We start from the raw sequence: 21,596 nt of genomic DNA, 5'->3' as shown, positions 1-21,596 counted from the left end.
ATGACCTCCCCTCGCGTGCGTCTGGGCGATCTGTCCGTGGGTTTCGTCCACAGCCTGGCCGACGCTGTTCGCAACGAAGGCAAGGACCCGCAACCGCTGCTGCAGCAATACGCCCTGGATGCCGCGCGACTGGGTGAGGCCGGCGCCCGGCTGTCGATCCCGCGCTACATGCGCCTGGGCCATGCGGCCATCGAGCTGACCGGCGTGCCTGCGCTGGGCTTGCGAATGGGCGAATCCAGTCGTTTGAGCCACGCCGGCCTGGCCGGCATCACCGCCGCCCAGGCGCCGACCGTGCGTGAAGCGGCGCGCACGCTGATTCGTTTTGAACCGCTATACGGCTCGAACTATCGCGGCCAGTCGAGCCTCCATGAGGACAGCGACGGCGCCTGGCTGCGCTTCTATTCCATCAGCCCGTACAACGACTACAACCGCTTCGTGGTGGATTCGATTCTCAGCGGCTGGCTGCATCAGCTGTCGACGCTGTGCGGGACGACGCTAAAGGCTGAACGCCTGGAGATCGAGTTCGATGCCCCCGCCTACGCCGCTGAATACGCCGCGCTCTGTGAGCAGCCCGTGAGTTTCGCGGCGAGCGTCAATCAGCTGCGCCTCAACCAGCATCAGCTTGGCCTGCGCAACCCCGATCACGTGCCGAGTACCTGGCGGCATCTGCTGCAGGTGTGTGAACGGGAACTGGAACAGCTCACGCGCACCCGCAGCCTGCGTGAGCGCATCACCCAATTACTGGGGCCGTTGTTGAATGGGGGGCGGGAGCCGGATCTCGAAGAAGTGGCGGCCCGGCTGAAATTGCCGACCTGGACCCTGCGCCGCAAGCTGGCGGACGAGGGCACGCAGTTTCGTGCGATCCTCAACGACACCCGGCGCGACCTCGCCATGACCTACATCCGGGACACCGAACTGGCCTTTGGCGAAATCGCTTATCTGTTGGGATTTGCTTCGGCCGAGGCTTTTCAGCGGGCCTTCAAACGCTGGACCGAACAGACGCCCGGTGCGTTTCGTCGCAGCCAACGCCAGTCGCTCTGACTGGCAGGCGCGGGTTTTCCTACAACTCGGTGGCGTCTTCTGCTGGTTCCAGCGGATCCATCTCGTACGCCTGGTATTCCAGCAATTCTTCTTGGTACTCGTCCATGTTTGCGCCCTCGTGGCGGGTTCTTGTGATCGATAGGGTTGTGGTGCCGCTAAATCATTCAACAGCAGATTCACTGACTACGAGCCCAACCCTAAAGTGCCCTCATGAACAAAAAATGAAGGCCTGTTGAACACTCGACGACACTGAGGTCCTTGTAGGAGCGCGCTTGCCCGCGAAAGCGTCATTTCAGTGACATCAACGCCACCTGAACCTCCCCATTCGCGGGCAAGCGCGCTCCTACATTCAAGCCATTCAGCCTCGCCTTATGGACGGTAATGATTCGGGCGGTGTTGCTGAGCCTTGCCTGCTTTTTGCCCGTGCGGCCGATTTGCTCCGCCAAAGCAGCGTCCATGACAGCGGCCCACTTGACGACTGCGCCATGTTCGCAATAGTCTCGACTCCATGAACGCACCCCAGCATTTCTTCGGCCAGATAATTATTACCGCCATTCCAGTCATGGCGGGTTAGCCGACGTTTGCACCCAACCCGCCCTAGAGGCGGGTTTTTTCTCTCTGTCTCCCGGGCCAAAACCACATCAGGAGCCAGACATGATCATTCGCCCTTCCCTCGCCGTTTTCGCCGCCCGCCTGATCATCGCAAGCCTTCCCACGAGGCCCACACGATGAGTCAGCTGCCAGCCCACCCGCCCGTTCAGGGCGACCTGCTCAATCACTATGTCAAAAAGATCCTCAACTCCCGCGTCTACGACGTCGCCGTGGAAACCCCGCTGCACGCCGCGCGCCAGCTGTCGGCGCGTTTGGGTAATAACGTGCTGCTCAAGCGCGAAGACTTGCAGCCGGTGTACTCCTTCAAAATTCGCGGCGCGTACAACAAGCTGGCGCAGTTGAGCCCGGAAGAACTGGCGCGGGGCGTGGTGACGGCGTCGGCGGGTAATCATGCCCAGGGCCTGGCGCTGGCGGCGAAGACGCTGAACGTGGCAGCGACCATCGTCATGCCGAAGACCACGCCGGAGATCAAGGTCGAAGGCGTGCGTTCCCGGGGCGGAAAGGTCGTGCTGCATGGCGACTCGTTTCCCGAAGCGCTGGCGTATTCGCTGAAGCTGGTTGAGGAACACGGCTACGTCTACGTTCACCCTTACGACGACCCCGACACCATTGCCGGGCAAGGCACGGTAGCGATGGAAATCCTGCGTCAGCATCAGGGGCCATTGGATGCGATCTTCGTGCCGGTGGGCGGCGGCGGGCTGATCGCCGGCATCGCGGCGTACGTGAAATACCTGCGACCGGAAATCAAGGTGATCGGCGTCGAGCCGGACGATTCAAACTGTCTGCAACAGGCCATGGCCTACGGCGAGCGCGTGGTGCTGCAGCAGGTCGGGCTGTTTGCCGATGGCGTCGCGGTGGCGCAGATTGGTCAGTACACCTTCGAGATCTGCAAGGATTACGTCGACGAAGTGATCACCGTCAGCACCGATGAAATCTGCGCGGCGATCAAGGACATCTACGACGACACCCGCTCGATCACTGAACCCTCCGGCGCCTTGGGCGTGGCCGGGATCAAGAAGTACACCGAACAGTACGAAGTCACCGGGCAGACGTTTGTGGCCATCGACTCCGGCGCCAACGTCAACTTCGACCGACTGCGCCACGTCGCCGAACGCGCCGAACTGGGCGAAGGCCGCGAAGCAATCATTGCCGTGACCATTCCGGAACAGGCGGGCAGCTTCAAAGCGTTCTGCGAAGCGATTGGTAAACGGCAGATCACCGAATTCAACTACCGCTACCACACCGACCGCGAGGCGCACATCTTCGTCGGTGTGCAGACCCACCCCGACACCGACCCTCGCAAAGCCCTGATCGCGAGCCTGACGGAGCAGGGCTTCCCGGTGCTGGACCTGACCGACAACGAACTGGCCAAGCTGCATTTGCGGCACATGGTCGGCGGGCATTCGGAGCGGGTGAGCGACGAAGTGGTGCTGCGTTTCGAATTCCCGGAGCGGCCGGGCGCGCTGTTCAACTTTCTGAACAAGCTGGGCGGGAAATGGAATATTTCGATGTTCCACTACCGCAACCATGGCGCAGCGGATGGCCGAGTGGTGGCCGGGCTGGTGGTGCCTGAAGACGAGCGGCATCTTGTGCCGCAGGCGCTGGCGGAGATTGGTTATCCGTATTGGGATGAGACCAAGAACCCGGCGTACAAGCTGTTTTTGGGGTGAGTTCCGAAGACTGACACTGCTGACTTCAGCGGTTCATGCCCGGACCTGTAGGAGCGAGGCTTGTCCCGCGATCTGCCGGGAACCGGCAGCAACCCGGTGCATGCGGTCTCCGGGCTGAAGCAGCAAGGTCGCTCATGGGCTGCCGCTTCGCGCCAGATCGCGGGACAAGCCTCGCTCCTACAGGGTTTACTGCGCTGGCGTTGACTCAACCGCAGGCGTAGCGCTCGGCTCGGTGGTCGTAGCCGGCGCAGGCGTTGTGGCTGGCGCGGCCTCGGCAGGCGTCGATGTTTCGGCCTTCAGCGGTTCCGGTTCGGCAGGCGCAGGCATCGGTTCGCTGCTTTGCTCGGCAGCGGCCGCAGGCTGAGTCGCAGGGGTCGCCAATGGCGCTGGTGCCACGGGCGTAGCGGCTGCTGGCGTGGCAGGTGCAACTGCAGCAGGTGCAGCGGCCGGCGTTTGCTCCTTCAACGCCACCGGTTTGCCCGGCACCGGCTCAGGCATGCCCAGGTCGGTTTTAGGCTTCTCTTCAATGTGCGCGGCCTTCTTCAGCTCAGGCGGCAGGAAGTTTTCCACCAGCGCGAAGAAGCGATCATAGAACTTGGGCGACGCCACGGTTTCACTGGCGACCTTGACCATCGAGTCGTCGGTCGAACCAATCGGCATCGAGACAGAGCCCAGCACGCCGACCCCCAGGCTCGCGGAGTTATTGACCTTCTTCAACGCATAGCGATCCTGCAGCGCGTTGGCGAACATCGTGGTCCGTTTATCGGCACTGCCGTCCGGCGCGCACACCACGTTGAAGCTGATCTCCATGTGGGTTTCGCCGGTCTGCTGGAAGCTTTTATGGCCACTGATCACTTTGGGGTCGCTGCTGGTGATGATGTAGCCCTGGCTCAGCAGTGCCCGTCGGGCCGCTTCGCAGGTGGCGGCATCCGAGACCGGATAGTTGCGGGAGAACGTCCCGGCATCGTCGAAATTCTCATGCTCATAGACCGTCGGTTTCTTCGACGAGCAGCCTGCGGCAGCCAGCAGGGTGATGACCCAGCATGCGGTACGAAAGCTCAGTAATTTAGGCATCAAACATCCTGGGGCAATTGGTCGACTGAAAGTGGACCGGAGAAAACGCCGGTAAGTCTGCAACAAGCCTGCCATGGGATCAACGCAGAGTTTGCAACCGTGTGGATACATCGATACGGCAACTGCACACGGGGCCTGCACCCATGGGCGTGTCAGGGGAGCGCAGGTGGCGCTGATCAGACCGCAACAGGGTCGGAAAAGTCGGCACGCCGGGCCTGGCGTCGATCAGTCGACGGCTCGCGGCCCGGGATACCCTACGCCTCAGACCTCGCCGTGCACCAGTTTCACGCCCAGAAACTCCAGCGCCCGCCAGTAGCCGGGGTAGGTTTTGCCGACGCACTCCGGATCCTGAATCCTCACGCCTGCCACCTTCAAGCCGGCCAGCGCGAAACACATGGCAATGCGGTGGTCGGAGTGCGTATTGATCAGGGCGTTACTGCTGGTGCCCGCCAGACTCGGATCAGCAGCGACCAACAGATCATCGCCTTCTACCGAGGCCAGTCCGGGCCGGACCTGATTCAGGCCATCGTGCAGCGCCTGAACACGGTCACATTCCTTGACCCGGAGGTTGGCCAGATCGACGAAGCGCACAGGCGTTTCGTTGAAGGCCGCCAGCACCGCCAGCGTAGGAATCGCGTCCTGCATCTGTGAGCCATTGATAACCGCAGGCATCTTCGGAAACTGCGCGATCACTTCCATGGCCTTGGCATCTGGCTGCGTGAACGCCTCCCCCGCCACGCCCAGGTCGATCTTGCCGCCCGTCAATGCCTCGGCCGCCCACAAATAAGTCGCGGCCGACGCGTCGGGCTCGATCTGGTAATCGCAGGCGGTGTAACCCGTCGGCGCAACCCGCCACAGCGCGTCATCCAGCACCTCGACCTCGGCACCGAAAGCGCGCATGCAGGCGATGGTCAGGTCGATGTAGCCACGGGCACCGATCTCCTTGCCGGTCAGCGCCACTTCAATCGGCGCATCACCGCAGGCCGCCACCATCAACAGGGCGGAGACGTACTGACTTGACAGGCCACCGTCGATTTCGAAGCGTGTGGCGGTGATGGAACCCGTCCCGTGCACCACGAGCGGAGGGCAACCGGTGGCGCTTTCCGCGTTCAGGCCGCCTTTGCGCAATGCCTCCAGCAACGGGCCGATCGGGCGCTTCTGCATGTAGTGATCACCGTCCAGCGTGACGCTGCCATTCACCGTGCACACCGCCGCGGTCAGGAACCGCACTGCTGTCCCGGCATTGCCGAGAAACAGCGCGTCTTGCGGCGCCTCAAGACGCCCGCTGCTGGTGACCACGAAACTGGTGTCGTCCGGCTCGTCGATGGTCACGCCCATCTGCCGCAGGGCATTGGACATGTGCCGGGTGTCGTCGCTTTTCAGCGCGCCGCGCAAGTGGCTGCTGCCCTTGGCGAGGGCAGCCAGGAGCAGCGCGCGGTTGGTGATGGACTTCGAGCCGGGCGGCGACACATGGCCCGTCAGCGGTACGCCCGGCGGGATGACAGTGATGGTTTGGTTCATGCCCATGGTCCAGCTCTCCAAATTCGAAATCAGGCACCGCACAGCGCCGCGTTAACAGCCGGCGATGATGGCATTTATCGCCGAGCTCTGCAGCATCCAGCGCGACAGGCGAAGCTTTCGCCAAATCGCAGGCACAAAAAAAGCGATCCTGGGATCGCTTTCTCTGTTGCTTCAAGGAGTTCAAGGGCCTCGAAGCTATGTATGGCGCAGCGGACGGGACTCGAACCCGCGACCCCCGGCGTGACAGGCCGGTATTCTAACCGACTGAACTACCGCTGCTTGTCGCACAGACTTTCATCTGCTTAACGCTGTTGAAACCGACCCTTGGGCCTGCTTCGTGAAACACTGACCGAAAACCTTGGCTTTCAATCTCAAACCGGGAAAACCCGATTCGGAAAATATGGCGCAGCGGACGGGACTCGAACCCGCGACCCCCGGCGTGACAGGCCGGTATTCTAACCGACTGAACTACCGCTGCGCATTGCGTGGACTTTCGTCCTGCTGAATCTCAGTAACATTCAACACGTACAGCTTTCAATGCAGCTCTGAAACACTCAACGATGGTGGGTGATGACGGGATCGAACCGCCGACCCTCTGCTTGTAAGGCAGATGCTCTCCCGGCTGAGCTAATCACCCTTGCTTCGCTGAGGCCGCGAAATTTACGCAGGTGACGAACCTAAGTCAATAGCCCACTTGAAGTTTTTTTCAAAAGAGCCATTTTTTGCAGGAAGCATGAAGCTGCACATCAGCAACAAAAAAGCGAGCCCCGAGGCTCGCTTTCGTGTTCAGGCACCGGGCTTACAACGCAGCCAGACCCCGCGCGAGATCCGCCTGCAGGTCAGCGACGTCTTCCAGCCCTACCGCAACGCGAATCAGGTTGTCACGAATACCGGCGGCCTCACGCTCCTGCGGCGACAGCCGGCCGTGGGACGTGGTGCCTGGATGCGTAATGGTGGTCTTGGTGTCGCCCAGGTTCGCAGTAATCGAGATCAGCCGCGTGGCATCAATGAAGCGCCATGCGCCGTCCTTGCCGCCTTTCACCTCAAAGCTCACCACTGCGCCGAACGCCTTCTGCTGACGTTTGGCCAGCCCATGCTGCGGGTGACTCTCGAGACCGGAGTAATGCACCTTCTCGATGCCCTCCTGCTGCTCGAGCCACTGCGCCAGTTCAAGGGCGCTCTGGCAATGGGCACGCATGCGGATGTTCAGGGTTTCGAGCCCCTTGAGGAACAGCCAGGCGTTGAACGGGCTCAGGCTCGGGCCCGCGGTGCGCAGGAAACCGACGACTTCTTTCATGAGTTCGCTGCGACCGACCACCACGCCACCCATGGCGCGGCCCTGCCCGTCGATGAACTTGGTCGCCGAGTGCACGACCACGTCGGCACCCATGCGCAGCGGTTGCTGAAGCGCGGGTGTACAGAAGCAATTGTCGACCACCAGCAGCACGCCCTTGGCGTGGGCGATTTCCGCCAGCCCGTTGATGTCGACCAGCTCGGCCAACGGGTTGGAAGGCGATTCGACAAACAGCATTTTGGTATTGGGCTTGATCGCCGCGTCCCAGCCGGACAATTCGGCGAGGGGGACGTAATCAACCTCCACTCCGAAGCGTTTGAAGTACTTTTCAAACAGGCTGATGGTCGAACCGAACACGCTCTTGGACACCAGCACATGGTCGCCAGCGCTGCAGAAGCTCATCACCGTGGCGAGAATGGCGGACATCCCGGTGGACGTCGCCACCGCCTGCTCGCCGCCTTCCAGCGCGGCCATGCGCTCTTCGAACGAGGCCACGGTCGGGTTGGTGTAGCGCGAGTAGACATTGCCGGGGATCTCTCCGGCGAAGGTCGCGGCCGCCTCGGCTGCCGTGCGGAACACGTAGCTGGACGTGAAAAACAGTGGATCGCTGTGCTCGCGTTCCGGCGTGCGGTGCTGACCGGCACGAACCGCGAGGGTGTCGAAACCGACACCCTCGAGATCGCTGTCCAGTCGACCGGCATCCCATTCCTGAGTCATGCCGCCTGCTCCTTGTCTGGATTAGTTGTTGTACAGATCGATGATCGCGCTCACCGCCTGAGTCTTGACCTTGGAGGCGTCGTTGCGCGCCTGCTCGATCTTGTTCAGGTAATGCTCGTCGATATCACCGGTCACGTACTTGCCGTCGAAGACCGAACAGTCGAAATTGTCGATCTTGATCTTTTTGCTGCCACTCACCGCCTCGATCAGGTCATTCAGCTCCTGATAGACCAGCCAGTCGGCACCGATGAGGTCAGCCACGTCCTGGGTGGAACGGTTGTGAGCGATCAGCTCGTGGGCACTCGGCATGTCGATGCCGTAGACGTTGGGGAAGCGCACGGCCGGAGCCGCGGAACAGAAATACACGTTCTTGGCGCCGGCTTCACGGGCCATCTGGATGATCTGCTTGCACGTGGTGCCGCGAACGATGGAATCGTCCACCAGCATCACGTTCTTGCCACGGAATTCCAGTTCGATCGCGTTGAGCTTCTGGCGCACGGATTTTTTCCGCGCAGCCTGCCCCGGCATGATGAAGGTGCGGCCGATGTAGCGGTTCTTGACGAAGCCTTCGCGGAATTTCACGCCCAGGTGGTTCGCCAGTTCCAGCGCCGCCGTACGGCTGGTGTCCGGGATCGGGATAACCACGTCGATGTCGTGGTCAGGACGCTCGCGCAAGATCTTGTCAGCCAGCTTCTCACCCATGCGCAGACGCGCCTTGTAGACCGAGATACCGTCGATGATCGAGTCCGGACGCGCCAGGTAGACGTGTTCGAAAATGCACGGGGCGTATTTCGGGTTGGTGGCGCACTGACGGGTGTGCAGCTTGCCGTCTTCGGTGATGTACACCGCTTCGCCCGGGGCAAGGTCACGAATCAGGGTGAAACCGAGCACGTCCAGCGAAACGCTCTCGGACGCGATCATGTACTCGACGCCTTCGTCGGTGTGACGCTGACCGAAGACGATCGGGCGGATGGCGTCCGGATCGCGGAAACCGACGATGCCGTAACCGGTGATCATCGCGACAACCGCGTAACCACCACGGCAGCGCTTATGCACGTCGGCAACGGCCGCGAAGATGTCTTCTTCGGTCGGCTGCAACTTGCCGCGCACGGCCAGCTCGTGGGCGAACACGTTGAGCAGGACTTCGGAGTCGGAGTTGGTGTTGACGTGGCGCAGGTCGGATTCGAAAATCTCCTTGGCCAGCTGCTCGACGTTGGTCAAATTGCCGTTGTGCGCCAGGGTGATGCCGTAAGGCGAGTTGACGTAAAACGGCTGGGCTTCGGCTGAAGTGGAGCTGCCCGCCGTGGGATAACGTACGTGACCAATGCCCATGTGCCCGATCAGACGCTGCATATGGCGCTGGTGGAACACATCACGAACCAGGCCGTTGTCCTTGCGTAGAAACAACCGGCCGTCATGGCTGGTCACGATACCGGCAGCGTCCTGGCCGCGGTGCTGGAGGACGGTGAGCGCGTCATAAAGCGCCTGATTGACGTTCGACTTGCCGACGATACCGACGATGCCACACATGCGACACAACCCCTACTTAGTGGAACTGGATTTACCGAACACTTCCGGCGGCGTTGTAGGCGGCAGGAGGTGATCCTTGAACGGGATGTCAACAGGTACGCTGACTCCGCTGGCGAGCCACTTGCTGGACATCCCGAGAATCAGGTTTTTCGACCAGTCAGCGACCATGACAAATTGCGGGAGCAGCCTGGACTGCTGCCACCATTGATCCTGTTGCACCGGGCCCAGGCTCAACAGCCCGACCGCGACGACAACCAGCAAGGCTCCGCGCGCCGCGCCGAAGACCATGCCCAGAAAACGATCGGTCCCGGACAGCCCGGTGACGCGAATCAGTTCTCCAATCAGAAAGTTGACCATGGCGCCGACCAGCAGTGTGGCGACGAAAAGAATGGTGCAGCCCGCAATCACGCGCGCCGAAGGTGCTTCGATGTAGTTGACCAGATACTGGGCCAGCGATCCGCCAAACATCCAGGCGACGGCACCTGCGATGATCCACGTCAGCAAGGACAATGCTTCTTTGACGAAGCCGCGCTTGAGACTGATCAAAGCGGAGATGGCGACAATTGCAATGATCGCCCAGTCAACCGGAGTAAATGACACGTCGCAGCCTACAGACTGATAAGGCGGCGGATTTTAGCAGAGCACTCGCCTGCCGGTAAGCAGCGATTGCGGATGAAGGTCAATTAAGGCGAACTATTGGACTTTGTTTAGGGTCGGGGTGAGTTAAACCCGAAATTGAGGGGGTCAGATCCGGCCCCTTCCCTGGTAGGACCGGCTTTAGCCGGGAAGGCGGCAGTGGCCACACCGCGAAATCGAGGGTGGCTGATCCGGCCCCTTCCCGGCTAAAGCCGGTCCTACAAAGGAAGGCGCCCGGGCAGACGCAACAGAACTTACTTACGCTCGGGCTGGAAGCGCACGACGATGCCTTTGATCTTCTGCTGCTTTTCCAGCGTGTCACGCAGGCGATCGGCTTCGACACGTTCGATCACCGGCCCGACGAAAACGCGGTTCACACCATCCGAAGTGCGGATGTAAGCGTTGTAGCCCTGAGTGCGCAGCGTCTTCTGCAGGTTGTCGGCATTGGCGCGGTTGGACAGGCTCGCCAGTTGCACCGCCCACGTGACCGACAGACCATTTGCATCGACCCGGCTGGTGTCGGCCGCCGATGCGACTGACGCTGGCGCTTGAGCGGGTGCAGGTGTCGGGGCCGGAGCAGGTTTCGCGGGCGCGGTCTGAACGGGTTTCGACGCGGCAGCCACAGGCCTGGAAGGCGCAGGCGCAATGGGCATGGCAGGTGGCTGCTGACTGGTGCGCTGCTGAACGGGCTGAGCAGCATGGGCGGGCTGAGCAGGCTGCGCCAGTTCGTCATCGGTCGGTACGGGTTCCTGCGGCAATGGCTGCTGCTCAGGCACGCTGACCGGCTCGACCTTGATCTGCGCGGTGGCCGGCGCTTGCGGAGCGGCAGGCGCATCGACCTGCACACGGCGGGCTTCGTCTTGACGCGAAAACAGCATCGGCAGAAAAATCACCGCGATGGCAATCAGCACCAACGCCCCAACCATGCGCTGTTTGTACGCTTTATCCAGCAAAGCCATGTGTCACTTCCTCCGTGACGCGCCAGCAAGCCATTCCAGGGCCTCGGCTACGCAGTAAAAAGACCCGAACAGAACAATCTCGTCGTCGGCTGTCGCGTGGGCGCACTGGGCTTCAAGTGCCAGCGCGATACTCGGGTGAGACGTCACGCGAGCGCCAAGGTTCTGCAACGCCTCTTCGATCTGTTGCGCCGGACGACTGCGCGGCGTTGGCAGCGGTGCGACGGCCCAACTGCTGAACGTTTCGCTTAACTGCGCCAGAACGCCTGCCAGATCCTTGTCACTGAGCAGACCGAACACCGCCAGCCGCTTGCCCGCCACCGGTCGCTGACTCAGGCGCTGGGCGAGAAAGGTTGCCGCATGGGGGTTATGGCCGACATCCAGCAGAAGGCCCAGGGATTTGCCCTGCCACTCGATGGTGCGACGATCAAGGCGCCCGGTGACGCGCGTATTGACGAGCGCAGCGCGAAGGGTCGCCTCGTGCCACGGTAAATCCAGCAGCAGGTAAGCCTGCAACGCCAGGGCAGCGTTCTGCATGGGCAGGTCGAGTAACGGCAGCGCGAGCAGTTCGACCTTCCGGCCGGTTGCGTCGGTGCCCGACCAGTCCCAACCCGTGGCGTCGATCTGCAGATCGAAATCGCGACCGCGCAACGACAGCGGGCAATTCAGTGCCTGCGCCTTGTCGAGCAGCGGCTGCGGTGGATCAAGATCGCCGCACAGCGCGGGGCGTCCTTCGCGGAATATCCCGGCCTTCTCGAAGGCCACGGTTTCGCGGGTATTGCCCAGAAATTCCGCGTGATCGACGCCAATGCTGGTGACCAGCGCCATGTCGGCGTCGATCAGATTGACCGTATCGAGCCGGCCGCCGAGCCCCACTTCCAGCACCACCACATCCAGTCCGGCCTGGCCGAAAAGCCAGAACGCCGCCAGCGTGCCCATTTCGAAATAGGTCAGGGTAATGTCGCCCCGGCCGCGCTCAACCACATCGAACGCCGCGCACAACTCGGCGTCGGTGGCTTCAACGCCCTGCACCTGCACACGCTCGTTGTAGCGCAGCAGGTGCGGCGAGCTGTACACGCCGACCTTCAGCCCCTGGGCCTGCAACAAAGAAGCAACGAATGCGCAGGTCGAGCCCTTGCCGTTGGTGCCGGTGACCGTGATCACTCTCGGCGCCGGCCGGGTCAGGCCCATCTGCGTCGCGACCTGCTGCGAACGCTCCAGCCCCATGTCGATGGCCGACGGGTGCAGTTGTTCCAGGTAGCTGAGCCAGTCGCTCAAAGAGCGTGCGGTCATATGTTCGCCGGAGCAGGCGGTACAACGATCGGCTCAAGTTTCGGCGCCACGAATGTCGGCGTCGGCAGCCCCATCATCTGCGCCAGCACGTTACCCAGACGCTGACGCAGTTCCTGACGGTGGATGATCATGTCGATGGCGCCGTGGTCGAGCAGGAACTCGCTGCGCTGGAAGCCTTCCGGCAGTTTCTCGCGCACGGTCTGCTCGATCACCCGAGGGCCGGCGAAACCGATCAGGGCCTTTGGCTCGGCGACAATGATATCGCCCAGCATCGCAAGGCTGGCGGAAACACCGCCGTAGACCGGGTCGGTCAGCACGGAGATGAACGGCAGGCCCTCTTCACGAAGACGCGCCAGGACAGCCGAGGTCTTGGCCATCTGCATCAGCGAGATCAGCGCTTCCTGCATGCGCGCACCGCCGGATGCGGCGAAGCAGATCATCGGGCAGCGGTTTTCCAGTGCGTAGTTGGCGGCCTGCACGAAGCGCTCACCCACGACCGCACCCATCGAGCCGCCCATGAAGGAGAACTCGAATGCGCTGCACACCACCGGCATGCCCAGCAGGGTGCCGCTCATGGAAATCAGCGCGTCCTTTTCACCGGTCTGCTTCTGTGCCGCGACCAGGCGGTCCTTGTACTTCTTGCCGTCGCGGAATTTCAGCCGGTCGACCGGCTCCAGATCAACGCCGATCTCCTGACGGCCTTCGGCGTCCAGGAAAATATTCAGACGGGCACGGGCGCCGATGCGCATGTGGTGGTTGCACTTCGGGCAGACGTCCAGGGTCTTTTCCAGCTCCGGGCGATACAGCACCGCTTCGCAAGACGGGCACTTGTGCCACAGACCTTCGGGCACCGAGCTCTTCTTGACCTCGGAACGCATGATCGAAGGGATCAGTTTGTCTACCAACCAGTTGCTCATGCTTTCTTTCTCCAGTACCGATGGCTCGAACGCGATGGCAATCGGTGCCATGCGCATGCCCTTAAACCAATGTCATGTACGGTGCCGCGAAATGTCGTACAACGATCGGCGCGAAGCCTGACCTGCCGAGACAACACTCACCAACACCACTCTCAACTTCCATCACGAGACGCAAGACGTCGTCGCTCAATCAATTCGGCCACGCGCATCAGCGGATGGCAGGCTAGTGGACGGCGACCGCTTGTCCGCCGTCACATCACAGCCGATGTTGCCGGACAACTATCTAGGCGCTGTGCACGGCACTCATGAACGCACGGATCTTGTCGTGATCCTTCAGGCCTTTGGATTTTTCCACACCGCCGCTCACGTCGACCGCGTAGGGACGCACCTGCGCGATGGCCTGGGAAACGTTTGCCGAGGTCAGGCCGCCGGCGAGAATCACCGGCTTGCTCAAGTGTTTTGGAATCAGCGCCCAATCGAAGGTTTCACCGGTCCCGCCCGGAATGCCCGCGACATAGGTGTCGAGCAGGATGCCGCAGGCATTGGCGTAGGCATCGCAGGTAGCCGCGATGTCGTCGCCGGCCTGGACGCGCAGCGCCTTGATGTAGGGGCGGTTATAGCCTTCACACTGCTCAGGGGTTTCATCGCCGTGAAACTGAATGAGGTCGAGGGGAACGACGTCGAGCAGCGCTTGCAAGTCGGCGCGCTCTTCATTCACGAACAGGCCGACGGTGCTGACAAAAGGCGGCAGCGCAGCGACGATCGCCTGGGCCTGCTCAACCGTCACGAAGCGCGGGCTCTTGGGGTAAAACACCAGCCCGATGGCATCGGCTCCCGCGTCAACGGCGGCCAACGCATCTTCTATGCAGGTAATCCCGCAGATCTTGCTGCGAACGGCTGACATGTAGTGGAGACCTCAAGCCTTGCGAAAGTCACGGATGGTAGCAAATGCAGTCACCCGCGTCAGCCGCCCAGTTCCGTGAAGCCGGTGAGAAAATGCGGTCCGATGTAGCGATCCGGTAATGGGAACTCGTCGCGGTATTCGACCTGAACCAGATACAGGCCGAAAGGATGAGCCGTCACCCCGCCGGTGCGTCGTACCCGGCTCTCCAGCACTTCCCTCGCCCACTCGACAGGCCGCTCCCCTGCCCCGATGGTCATCAGCACGCCGGCAATATTGCGCACCATGTGATGGAGGAAGGCATTGGCGCGGACATCGATGACGATCATCTTGCCGTGGCGGGTGACGCGCAGGTGGTGGAGCTGCTTGATCGGCGATTTGGCCTGGCATTGCCCGGCGCGGAACGCACTGAAATCGTGGGTGCCGACCAGATGCTCGGCGGCCAGCGCCATGCGTTCGGCATCCAGCGGGCGGTGGTTCCAGGTAATTTCCTGGCCCAGGTGCGCCGGGCGGATCTGATCGTTGTAAATCACATAGCGATAGCGCCGGGCGATGGCTTTGAAACGCGCGTGAAAATGCGCGGGCATGACCTTGGCCCAGGTCACGCTGATGTCGTGGGGCAGATTGATATTGGCGCCCATGGTCCAGGCTTTCATGCTGCGCTCGGCGCGGGTGTCGAAATGCACCACCTGACCGCACGCGTGAACACCCGCATCGGTGCGCCCGGCGCACATCAGCGACACCGGCGAATCCGCGACTTTCGACAGGGCGTTTTCCAGGGTTTCCTGGACGGTCAGCACGCCGGTCAACTGGCGCTGCCAGCCGCTGTAGCGCGAGCCCTTGTATTCCACGCCCAGGGCGATTCTGGAAAAACCTTCGGCGGCCAGTTCGGCTGCCGCTGTTTCTGCCTCGGTGTCTGTAGTTGCCAAGAGCTTAAAGCCTGTCGATGTGCGCAAGGGCGGCCATTATACGGATCGAAAAAAAAGACGCCATCGCCAGTGGCCAACGGTTGACCTTGTGCCGCGGAGAAGCCGAAAGGCCCGGCCCGGAAATGCAAACGACCGCCGAAGCGGTCGTTTTTTGCAGCGATAAACCGGTCAGACCAGACGCGACAACATGTCCCGCGCTTCGGTCTTCTGGCCATCGTCACCTTCGGCTACCACTTCATCGAGGATGTCGCGCGCGCCATCGGCGTCGCCCATTTCGATATAGGCCCGGGCGAGGTCCAGCTTGGTGGCCGCTTCATCGGTGCCGGAAAGGAAGTCGAACTCCGGCTCGTCGTCCGCCAGCAGCGCGTCGTCTTCAGTGAAACGAGGCGACGCTTCCACAGGCCTGTCCAACGGCGTGTCGAACGGCTTGGCGATCGGCGGCTGCTCCAGGCTCTGGGAAAGACGGTCCAGCTCGGCATTGACGTCGTCGATCTCGGACGCGAACGCCTCGGAGGCCTGCTCGGTCTCCATCTCGTCAGCCAGTGAGAGGTCGAAATCGGCAGGCAACTCGATGTCGTCTTCCAGCTCAGGCTTGGTGGCGCCCAGCGATGCAGGCTGTTCGAACGGCGGCAGATCACGCAGATCGTCCTCCATCCCCAGCAAATAATCGTCTTCGGCCTTCAACGCCGGCTGATCTTCTGCCAGGTCGAGGTCGAAATCGTCCAGCTCAGCTGGCTCAGCGGCAACGGAAGTCGCCTGCTGCTCGCGCAGGATCGCGTCGAAGTCCAGGTCATCGGAAGCCGACCCGGCAAACGGCGCGTCCAGGTCCAGATCGTCGAGGGCAGCGTTGTCCTGTGCCGCAGCACGGTTCGGCGCTTGCGCAGGCGATTCGCTGTCCAGATCATCAAGGCTCAAGTCGAAGGCGTTGTCGAACTCATCGTCCACTGGCACTTCGGTCACCGTTTCTGCCACCGTGGCAGGCTGTGCGGCGGCTTCAGGCTCGTCATGGAGCAACTCTTCAACGTACTTTGCGTCCATTTCCGCTGCCAAAGCCGCCGCTGCTGCCACCCCTGCTGCCGCCGCAGCCGCAGCGGCCATGGACGGATAGCGGGATTTCAGTTCTTCGACTTCAGCGTGGTTCTTTCCCGTGGCCACCAGTTGCCGCTCCTGCGCGACAAACCCGGACTTGTTGTCCTGCTCGGCGTAGACCTCCATGAGCTTGAGGCGCAGATCACTGCGTTGTGGCTCATGCTTGATGGCGTCTTCAAGAACGGCAGCAGCCTGATTGGTGCGGCCGTATGCGATGTGGATTTCAGCCTGAACGAGCGCGTCAGCCGGATGTTCGCGGACCGGCTCGGTGACGGTCGGCGCCGGCGGCGTCTTTGCGTAGGGCGCCGGCGCCTCCAGGCCTTCGAAGCTGCTGGCAGGCATGTCCATGTCGGACGCGAAGTCCGACTCTTCAGACAAGGCGCGCGCCATCTGGCGATGCCGTTCGGCTTCGATCAGCGCATTGCGTCGGCGAGCCAGCAGCAACAGAAGCAGCAGCAACACCAACAGCGCGCCGCCACCGATCAGGCCCATGAGCATCGGGCTGGCAAGGATCTTGTCGAGGGCGCTACGGTTGTCTTCATCGACCACCGGCTCAGTCGGAACGATCAGTGCTTGATCAGGCGTCGCGCTGGTGACCGCCGCGCCATCCACCGGCAATGCGTCTTCGGGCGCGATTTCGTTGGGTGCCTTGCCGGCAACGTCAGGCGCCGCCGCATTCGGCACCACTTGGGCCTGCATCGCCGGGTTGGCGGCGTTGTTGGGGTTGGTCACGCTGTTGGGGCTGACAGCGGGATTGGCAGGATTGGCGGCATCAACGGGCGGCGGAACCGCTGCGCCGGACGCCTGCATTTTCGCCAATTGGTCATTCTTCAGCTGAATCAGGCGCTGCAGTTTATCGACCTGGCTTTGCAGGTCGGTCATGCGGCTCTTCAGCTCCGCATTGTCCCGACGCGTGGTGTCCAGGCTTTCCTGGGTGGTCGCCAACTGGTTACTGACGTCGGCATTGTCGCCCGCCTTGCCTTTGGCACCCGCCTTGTTGGCAGAGACGAGGCTTAGATTGTCTTTGGCGTCAATCTGCGAAGGCGCCGCCCCAGCACGGTCGCGACGGGTCGCATCGACCTGACGGGCGCCGCTCGGCATGCGTCGGCCTTCGCGCCAGGCGCGATTCTGCTCGGCCACTTCGGCCACCGCGCGAGGCTGAGCCAGCGCGGTTGATTCCTGCGGCGACGGCAGACGCAACACCTGGCCTTTCTTCAGGCGGTTGATGTTGCCGGCAATGAAGGCATCAGGGTTCAACGCCTGGATCGCCAGCATGGTCTGCTGCACAGTCCCGCCATTCTTCACGCGCGCGGCGATTTCCCAGAGCGTGTCGTTATTGGCGGTGGTGTATTGGGTGAACTTGGGTTCCGGGGCCGGCGCTGGAGCGGGCGTCGGAGGCGCAGCGGCCGGCGTTTCGGCAGCAGGTGCCGGAGCAGGTGCGGCGCTCGGCGCCGTCGAAGGCAATTGCGCAGCAGCCGCAGCGGCTTGCGGCGAGAATTTCGGTGGGTCCAGCAACAGGCTGTACTCGCGCAGCGCACGGCCATTGGGCCAGAGCACTTGAACGAGGAACTTCACGTAGGGATCGCGGATGGGCTTGGTGGAGGTGATGCGCAACACGCTCTTGCCGCCGGGATTGACGACCGGGGTAAAGGTCAGGTCATCGAGGATCGCCACCCGGCCAACGCCGGCCTGGGCGAACTCCGCAGAGGTCGCCAGACTCGGCACCACCTGGGAGGCATTGAGGTCCTGAACTTCCGTCAGCTCGATTTCGGCCAACAGCGGCTGATTCAGGGTCGACTTCACGGTCAGAGCGCCGAGGCCGAGCGCTTGGGCCATTCCTGATGACAGCGCCGAAGCCGCAGCGATTGCTAAAACGAGTTTACGAACCTGAACCATAGCCCATCCCTTGTTTGAAATTTCCCCGGCAATCGCGAAGATAATGCCTGCTCGGGTGTAGGGCGTATCGACACGCCGCAGCTAGAATGATTCTTCGAATTGTGGGCAAGTATCTTTTACGCAACATCTTTTATCAACAACTCAGCCACCTGCACAGCGTTCAAGGCCGCGCCCTTGCGCACATTGTCCAGCGTGACCCAGAAATTCAGCTCACAACCGTCGTCGACGCCCCCGCGTAAACGTCCTACATAGACAGCATCCTGTCCTACGGCGTCGCCCACTGGCGTCGGGTAATCGCCAGCCTCAACCAGCTCGATGCCCTCGGCAGTTTCAAGCGCGGCATTGACCGCCCTGATGTCGACCGCCTCGCTTGTCTGCACCGACACGCTCAGACTGTCGCCGAAGAACACCGGCACCTGGATGCAACTCACGCCGACCTTGATTAAAGGCAGCGAGAGCAACTCGCGCAACTCGCTGACCAAACGTTTTTCCAGTGGCACATGACCGTCAGCGTCAGGCTTGCCCACCTGGGCGAGCACATTGAACGCCATCTGCCGGTCAAACACCTTGGGTTCCAGCGGGCGAACGTTGAGCAGCTCGGCGGTTTGCCGGGCCAGTTCGGTGACCCCTTCGCGGCCCATGCTCGACACCGCCAGGCACGCCGTCACGGTGATCCGCTCGATATTCAGCAGTGCGCGCAACGGCGCCAGCACCAGTGCGAGGGCGGCAGCGCTGGAACTCGGGCAGGCAACCTGCTGCGGTTTGGCCAGATCAGCCAGGCGGGCGCCATTGACCTCGGGCACCACATTCGGCGCCTGCTCCACCGACAACCCAGCGGAAAGGTCGATAACCACACAACCGGCGGCGGTGGCGCGCTCGGCATAACTGCGTGTCACGGCAGCGCCTGCTGCGAAGAAGACAATGTTGGCCTTGCTGAAATCAAAGGCGTCGACTTCACGTACACGGACGTTCTTGCCACGGTACGGCACCGAGCTTCCGGCCGATTCGACGCTGGCGAGCAGGTGCAAATCGCCGACCGGGAAGTCGCGCTCTTCGAGAATCTGGACGATGGTTTCGCCGACAGTACCGGTGGCGCCAATCACGGCGATATCAAAGGACTGACTCATGGAAAAACCTCAGGAAAAATCGGGGGGCGGCACTGTAACTGCCCGGTGAAAGTCAGGCAATTGGCCGCAAGCGGATAGGCGAACGTACGGACGAACAGAAATGAACGGATCAGGGCTCAACGCCGATGGGGAAGAACTCGCCACCGCTCCACACCCCCAGCCAGCGCTGGCCATCGATTTCACGCACAGCAGCAAGGTCCACCAGCTGATAGAAGACATTACGGTGGATCAGCGCTTCGAGGTTGTTGCGCACATGAATATAGGGTGCTGGCTCCTGGGTCTGCGGATCGACGTCGATACGCAGCGGGTGTTCAGCCCCCGCCTCCACCACGTCTTCAACGTTAGTGGTGAACCGCAGCAACTGCGACTCCCCGCTGCCTTCAACGTCCAGCAGGACTGCCACAAAAGGGGCGTCGTCGACCTTGATGCCGACCTTCTCCACCGGCGTGATCAGAAAGTAATCGTCGCCGTCCCGGCGAATGATGGTGGAAAACAGCCGAACCATCGGCTTGCGACCAATGGGCGTACCCAGATAGAACCAGGTGCCATCGCGAGCGATGCGCATGTCGATGTCACCGCAGAAATCCGGGTTCCACAGGTGCACGGGCGGCAAGCCCTTGCCGCTCCTGGCAATCTGAGCCAACAGATCATTGGCTTTGTCCTGCCCACTCATACGCCACTCCTCAGCGGGCTTCGACGCCCAGCAAACCGCGAGCGTAAGCTTCCATCGGGGGTCCTAGCAAATCCTCGGGCTTGGTGTCGTACAAGGTCAGCAGGCCGCCACGAAGGTGAATGCGTGCCGAATCGATGAGGTAGCGGGTGTTGGTTTCGATCAGCATCAGCTGGATGACGCCGTTGTCGATGCCCAGGCGGTCCACCGCTTCCTGATCCGACCACTCGTCAAACGTGCCGATGCGGTCATCGGCTTTGGCGAAACGGGTGTACAGCAGATAGTGCGCACCGGCGGCCCGGGCCTCGTTCATCGCCTCATCCAGACCTTCAGGAGCGCGAGCGCGGCGGACCATCGGGAAGTATTCGATAAACCCGTTGAACGCTTCTTCGGCCACGACGTTTGAACGCGGGTAGGCACCGCCCGGCGGAACGAAGGCGCCCTGGGCGATATAGATGAACGAGTCGGCTTGCACGCGGAAGTTGTTCAACCGACGGGTTGAGCTATGATCCAGCAGCCCGGCGTCACTGAGCTCATCGTGAGCGCCTTGTGCCAGATCGCTGACGTGCATGCAGCCACTCAACGCCAGTAGAGCCAGCAGTAAAACCAGGCTACGCATTTTTATCTCCAAAGTCCGGCGACGGAAAACCGGCGAATGGCCGGTTAATGCAGCTTTTGCGCCATGTCGGACCTGGAGAAGGTTTCGCTCGCTGAATCGGCTTACGGAGCTGCGCTTTATTCCGCAGCGGGGTCGGGCTGGGAGTCGAGTCGGGTCTCGGGTTTGGCCTCGTGCGTATGATCGACATCACGCTTGCGCTTGTTGCCCATGCGCACGCCGATGTCCATCAGGAACTGGAAGAAGCCTTCCTGATCTTCAAGCACATTGCTCCAGAACGGCGAGTGGTACAACGCTACCGCGCCGTGCACCAGCGCCCAGGCGGCGCAGTAATGGAAGTACGGAGGGACGTCTTCGAGCTTGCCTTCGGAGATCCGGCCTTTGATCAGCAACGTCAAGTGCTCGAAGTTAGAGGCGCGGATCTTGTGCAGCTCCTCGACCAGCTCCGGCACCTGATTGCCCTTGACGACCTTCTCTTCCAGCCGGTCAAACAACCGGTAGCGCTGGGGGTCGCGCATGCGGAATTCGAAGTAAGCGCGGGACAGCGCTTCCTTGTCCTTGTCGACATCCGCCGAATGCAGCAGCTCGTTCAAATCACGCTCATAGTCAAGCATCAGGCGCAGGTAGATCTCCGCCTTGGATTTGAAGTGCTTATAGATGGTGCCTTTGCCGATACCCACGGCGTCCGCGATCATCTCGACGGTGACGCTGTCTTCGCCCTGTTCGAGGAAGAGCTTGAGCGCGGTGTCGAGAATCTCCTGCTCACGGCGGCGAAACTCACGGACTTTACGAGGTTCTTTCTGCATAGGAGGAGACTGTGGATTCGGGGATCGGAAGCGGCACATTATGCCTATCCCGCAGCAGAATGCACGGATCATCCGACCTGCATCCGTTTTCTGACGGATTTCGAGGCCGGCAGGCAAAAAGGAAACGCTTGAGGCCCAGACAGTCTCGTTTTTTGGCAAGATGGGATGGACGGTCGAAAATCCGGAGCGTCAGTGGAATTGCGGTATCAGCAAGCCGTCAGGTATTCCAAAACTGTTTAAAAATCGTACAGCGAGCGGCTGGACGCCTGCGGATTATAGCCAATACTTATATTCGTCAACG

At 61.6% G+C, this 21,596-nt stretch carries 16 protein-coding genes, 3 tRNA genes and 1 pseudogene; 2 read left to right on the top strand and 18 right to left on the bottom strand.

Features of this window, described 5'->3' with window-relative positions; translation table 11 throughout:
• Both OKW98_RS09770 and ilvA read left to right on the top strand, forming a co-directional pair.
• Nucleotides 1-1,041, top strand: coding sequence for an AraC family transcriptional regulator (locus tag OKW98_RS09770; protein WP_265388963.1), 1,041 nt, complete (start codon nt 1-3; stop codon nt 1,039-1,041).
• Nucleotides 1,042-1,808: 767 nt separating this feature from the next.
• Complete coding sequence (gene ilvA, locus OKW98_RS09765) at nt 1,809-3,323, top strand: threonine ammonia-lyase, biosynthetic (protein WP_265389697.1); 1,515 nt, start codon at nt 1,809-1,811, stop codon at nt 3,321-3,323.
• 186 nt (nt 3,324-3,509) lie between these two features.
• Here the strand turns inward: ilvA and OKW98_RS09760 are convergent, their stop codons facing one another.
• From OKW98_RS09760 to OKW98_RS09675, 18 genes and pseudogenes are all read right to left on the bottom strand, one after another.
• Nucleotides 3,510-4,397, bottom strand: coding sequence for a DUF2242 domain-containing protein (locus tag OKW98_RS09760; RefSeq protein WP_265388962.1), 888 nt, complete (start codon nt 4,395-4,397; stop codon nt 3,510-3,512).
• Between the two features lie 261 nt (nt 4,398-4,658).
• Nucleotides 4,659-5,924 (bottom strand): 3-phosphoshikimate 1-carboxyvinyltransferase, encoded by a 1,266-nt coding sequence (aroA, locus tag OKW98_RS09755; RefSeq protein WP_265388961.1) that lies wholly within the window; start codon nt 5,922-5,924, stop codon nt 4,659-4,661.
• Between the two features lie 196 nt (nt 5,925-6,120).
• A tRNA-Asp gene (locus tag OKW98_RS09750) sits at nt 6,121-6,197 on the bottom strand.
• Between the two features lie 122 nt (nt 6,198-6,319).
• Nucleotides 6,320-6,396 (bottom strand) — tRNA-Asp (locus OKW98_RS09745).
• An 83-nt stretch (nt 6,397-6,479) separates the two neighbouring features.
• Nucleotides 6,480-6,555, bottom strand: a tRNA-Val gene (locus tag OKW98_RS09740).
• A 162-nt stretch (nt 6,556-6,717) separates the two neighbouring features.
• The gene (locus OKW98_RS09735; RefSeq protein WP_265388960.1) at nt 6,718-7,929 is read right to left on the bottom strand and encodes an O-succinylhomoserine sulfhydrylase; all 1,212 of its coding nucleotides are present in this window, start codon (nt 7,927-7,929) and stop codon (nt 6,718-6,720) included.
• Between the two features lie 21 nt (nt 7,930-7,950).
• Nucleotides 7,951-9,459, bottom strand: coding sequence for an amidophosphoribosyltransferase (gene purF, locus OKW98_RS09730; RefSeq protein ID WP_265388959.1), 1,509 nt, complete (start codon nt 9,457-9,459; stop codon nt 7,951-7,953).
• Nucleotides 9,460-9,471: 12 nt separating this feature from the next.
• On the bottom strand, nt 9,472-10,059 hold the full coding sequence (locus tag OKW98_RS09725) for a CvpA family protein (protein ID WP_037011737.1): 588 nt from the start codon (nt 10,057-10,059) through the stop codon (nt 9,472-9,474).
• A 290-nt stretch (nt 10,060-10,349) separates the two neighbouring features.
• Nucleotides 10,350-11,054: an SPOR domain-containing protein gene (locus OKW98_RS09720; protein WP_265388958.1), complete on the bottom strand. Its 705-nt coding sequence runs from the start codon at nt 11,052-11,054 to the stop codon at nt 10,350-10,352.
• Nucleotides 11,038-12,344: pseudogene (gene folC, locus OKW98_RS09715) on the bottom strand (bifunctional tetrahydrofolate synthase/dihydrofolate synthase). Before folC ends, OKW98_RS09720 begins: the two are co-directional and overlap by 17 nt.
• Nucleotides 12,341-13,261, bottom strand: coding sequence for an acetyl-CoA carboxylase, carboxyltransferase subunit beta (gene accD, locus OKW98_RS09710; RefSeq protein ID WP_265389696.1), 921 nt, complete (start codon nt 13,259-13,261; stop codon nt 12,341-12,343). Before accD ends, folC begins: the two are co-directional and overlap by 4 nt.
• A 283-nt stretch (nt 13,262-13,544) precedes the next feature.
• Nucleotides 13,545-14,165 (bottom strand): phosphoribosylanthranilate isomerase, encoded by a 621-nt coding sequence (locus OKW98_RS09705; protein WP_265388957.1) that lies wholly within the window; start codon nt 14,163-14,165, stop codon nt 13,545-13,547.
• 59 nt (nt 14,166-14,224) lie between these two features.
• A complete protein-coding gene (gene truA / locus OKW98_RS09700; RefSeq protein WP_265389695.1) occupies nt 14,225-15,049 on the bottom strand; it encodes a tRNA pseudouridine(38-40) synthase TruA in 825 nt (274 codons plus the stop codon).
• Nucleotides 15,050-15,259: 210 nt separating this feature from the next.
• Complete coding sequence (locus OKW98_RS09695; RefSeq protein WP_265388956.1) at nt 15,260-18,076, bottom strand: FimV/HubP family polar landmark protein; 2,817 nt, start codon at nt 18,074-18,076, stop codon at nt 15,260-15,262.
• 116 nt (nt 18,077-18,192) lie between these two features.
• Nucleotides 18,193-19,203 carry an aspartate-semialdehyde dehydrogenase gene (locus OKW98_RS09690; protein WP_265388955.1) on the bottom strand — a complete coding sequence of 337 codons (1,011 nt, stop codon included), beginning with the start codon at nt 19,201-19,203 and terminating at the stop codon, nt 18,193-18,195.
• A 109-nt stretch (nt 19,204-19,312) separates the two neighbouring features.
• Nucleotides 19,313-19,876 carry a DUF1285 domain-containing protein gene (locus tag OKW98_RS09685; protein ID WP_265388954.1) on the bottom strand — a complete coding sequence of 188 codons (564 nt, stop codon included), beginning with the start codon at nt 19,874-19,876 and terminating at the stop codon, nt 19,313-19,315.
• A 10-nt stretch (nt 19,877-19,886) separates the two neighbouring features.
• Entirely contained in the window at nt 19,887-20,492 is a 606-nt protein-coding gene (locus OKW98_RS09680) for a DUF4823 domain-containing protein (protein ID WP_265388953.1), read from the bottom strand.
• Nucleotides 20,493-20,608: 116 nt separating this feature from the next.
• The gene (locus OKW98_RS09675) at nt 20,609-21,295 is read right to left on the bottom strand and encodes a TetR/AcrR family transcriptional regulator (protein ID WP_265388952.1); all 687 of its coding nucleotides are present in this window, start codon (nt 21,293-21,295) and stop codon (nt 20,609-20,611) included.
• Between the last annotated feature and the right edge of the window lie 301 nt (nt 21,296-21,596).

The organism is Pseudomonas sp. KU26590, from assembly GCF_026153515.1.
In the GTDB taxonomy this organism is placed as follows: Bacteria; Pseudomonadota; Gammaproteobacteria; order Pseudomonadales; family Pseudomonadaceae; genus Aquipseudomonas.
The sequence above is the reverse complement of the archived record's forward strand: the minus strand, read 5'-3'. Positions and strand labels throughout refer to the sequence as shown.

Coding starts and splice junctions, on each gene's coding strand:
- OKW98_RS09770 (WP_265388963.1), top strand. CDS start 1: ATGACCTCCCCTCGCGTGCGTCTGGGCGATCTGTCCGTGGGTTTCGTC.
- OKW98_RS09760 (WP_265388962.1), bottom strand. CDS start 4,397: ATGCCTAAATTACTGAGCTTTCGTACCGCATGCTGGGTCATCACCCTG.
- aroA (WP_265388961.1), bottom strand. CDS start 5,924: ATGGGCATGAACCAAACCATCACTGTCATCCCGCCGGGCGTACCGCTG.
- OKW98_RS09735 (WP_265388960.1), bottom strand. CDS start 7,929: ATGACTCAGGAATGGGATGCCGGTCGACTGGACAGCGATCTCGAGGGT.
- purF (WP_265388959.1), bottom strand. CDS start 9,459: ATGTGTGGCATCGTCGGTATCGTCGGCAAGTCGAACGTCAATCAGGCG.
- OKW98_RS09720 (WP_265388958.1), bottom strand. CDS start 11,054: ATGGCTTTGCTGGATAAAGCGTACAAACAGCGCATGGTTGGGGCGTTG.
- accD (WP_265389696.1), bottom strand. CDS start 13,261: ATGAGCAACTGGTTGGTAGACAAACTGATCCCTTCGATCATGCGTTCC.
- OKW98_RS09705 (WP_265388957.1), bottom strand. CDS start 14,165: ATGTCAGCCGTTCGCAGCAAGATCTGCGGGATTACCTGCATAGAAGAT.
- OKW98_RS09695 (WP_265388956.1), bottom strand. CDS start 18,076: ATGGTTCAGGTTCGTAAACTCGTTTTAGCAATCGCTGCGGCTTCGGCG.
- OKW98_RS09690 (WP_265388955.1), bottom strand. CDS start 19,203: ATGAGTCAGTCCTTTGATATCGCCGTGATTGGCGCCACCGGTACTGTC.
- OKW98_RS09685 (WP_265388954.1), bottom strand. CDS start 19,876: ATGAGTGGGCAGGACAAAGCCAATGATCTGTTGGCTCAGATTGCCAGG.
- OKW98_RS09680 (WP_265388953.1), bottom strand. CDS start 20,492: ATGCGTAGCCTGGTTTTACTGCTGGCTCTACTGGCGTTGAGTGGCTGC.
- OKW98_RS09675 (WP_265388952.1), bottom strand. CDS start 21,295: ATGCAGAAAGAACCTCGTAAAGTCCGTGAGTTTCGCCGCCGTGAGCAG.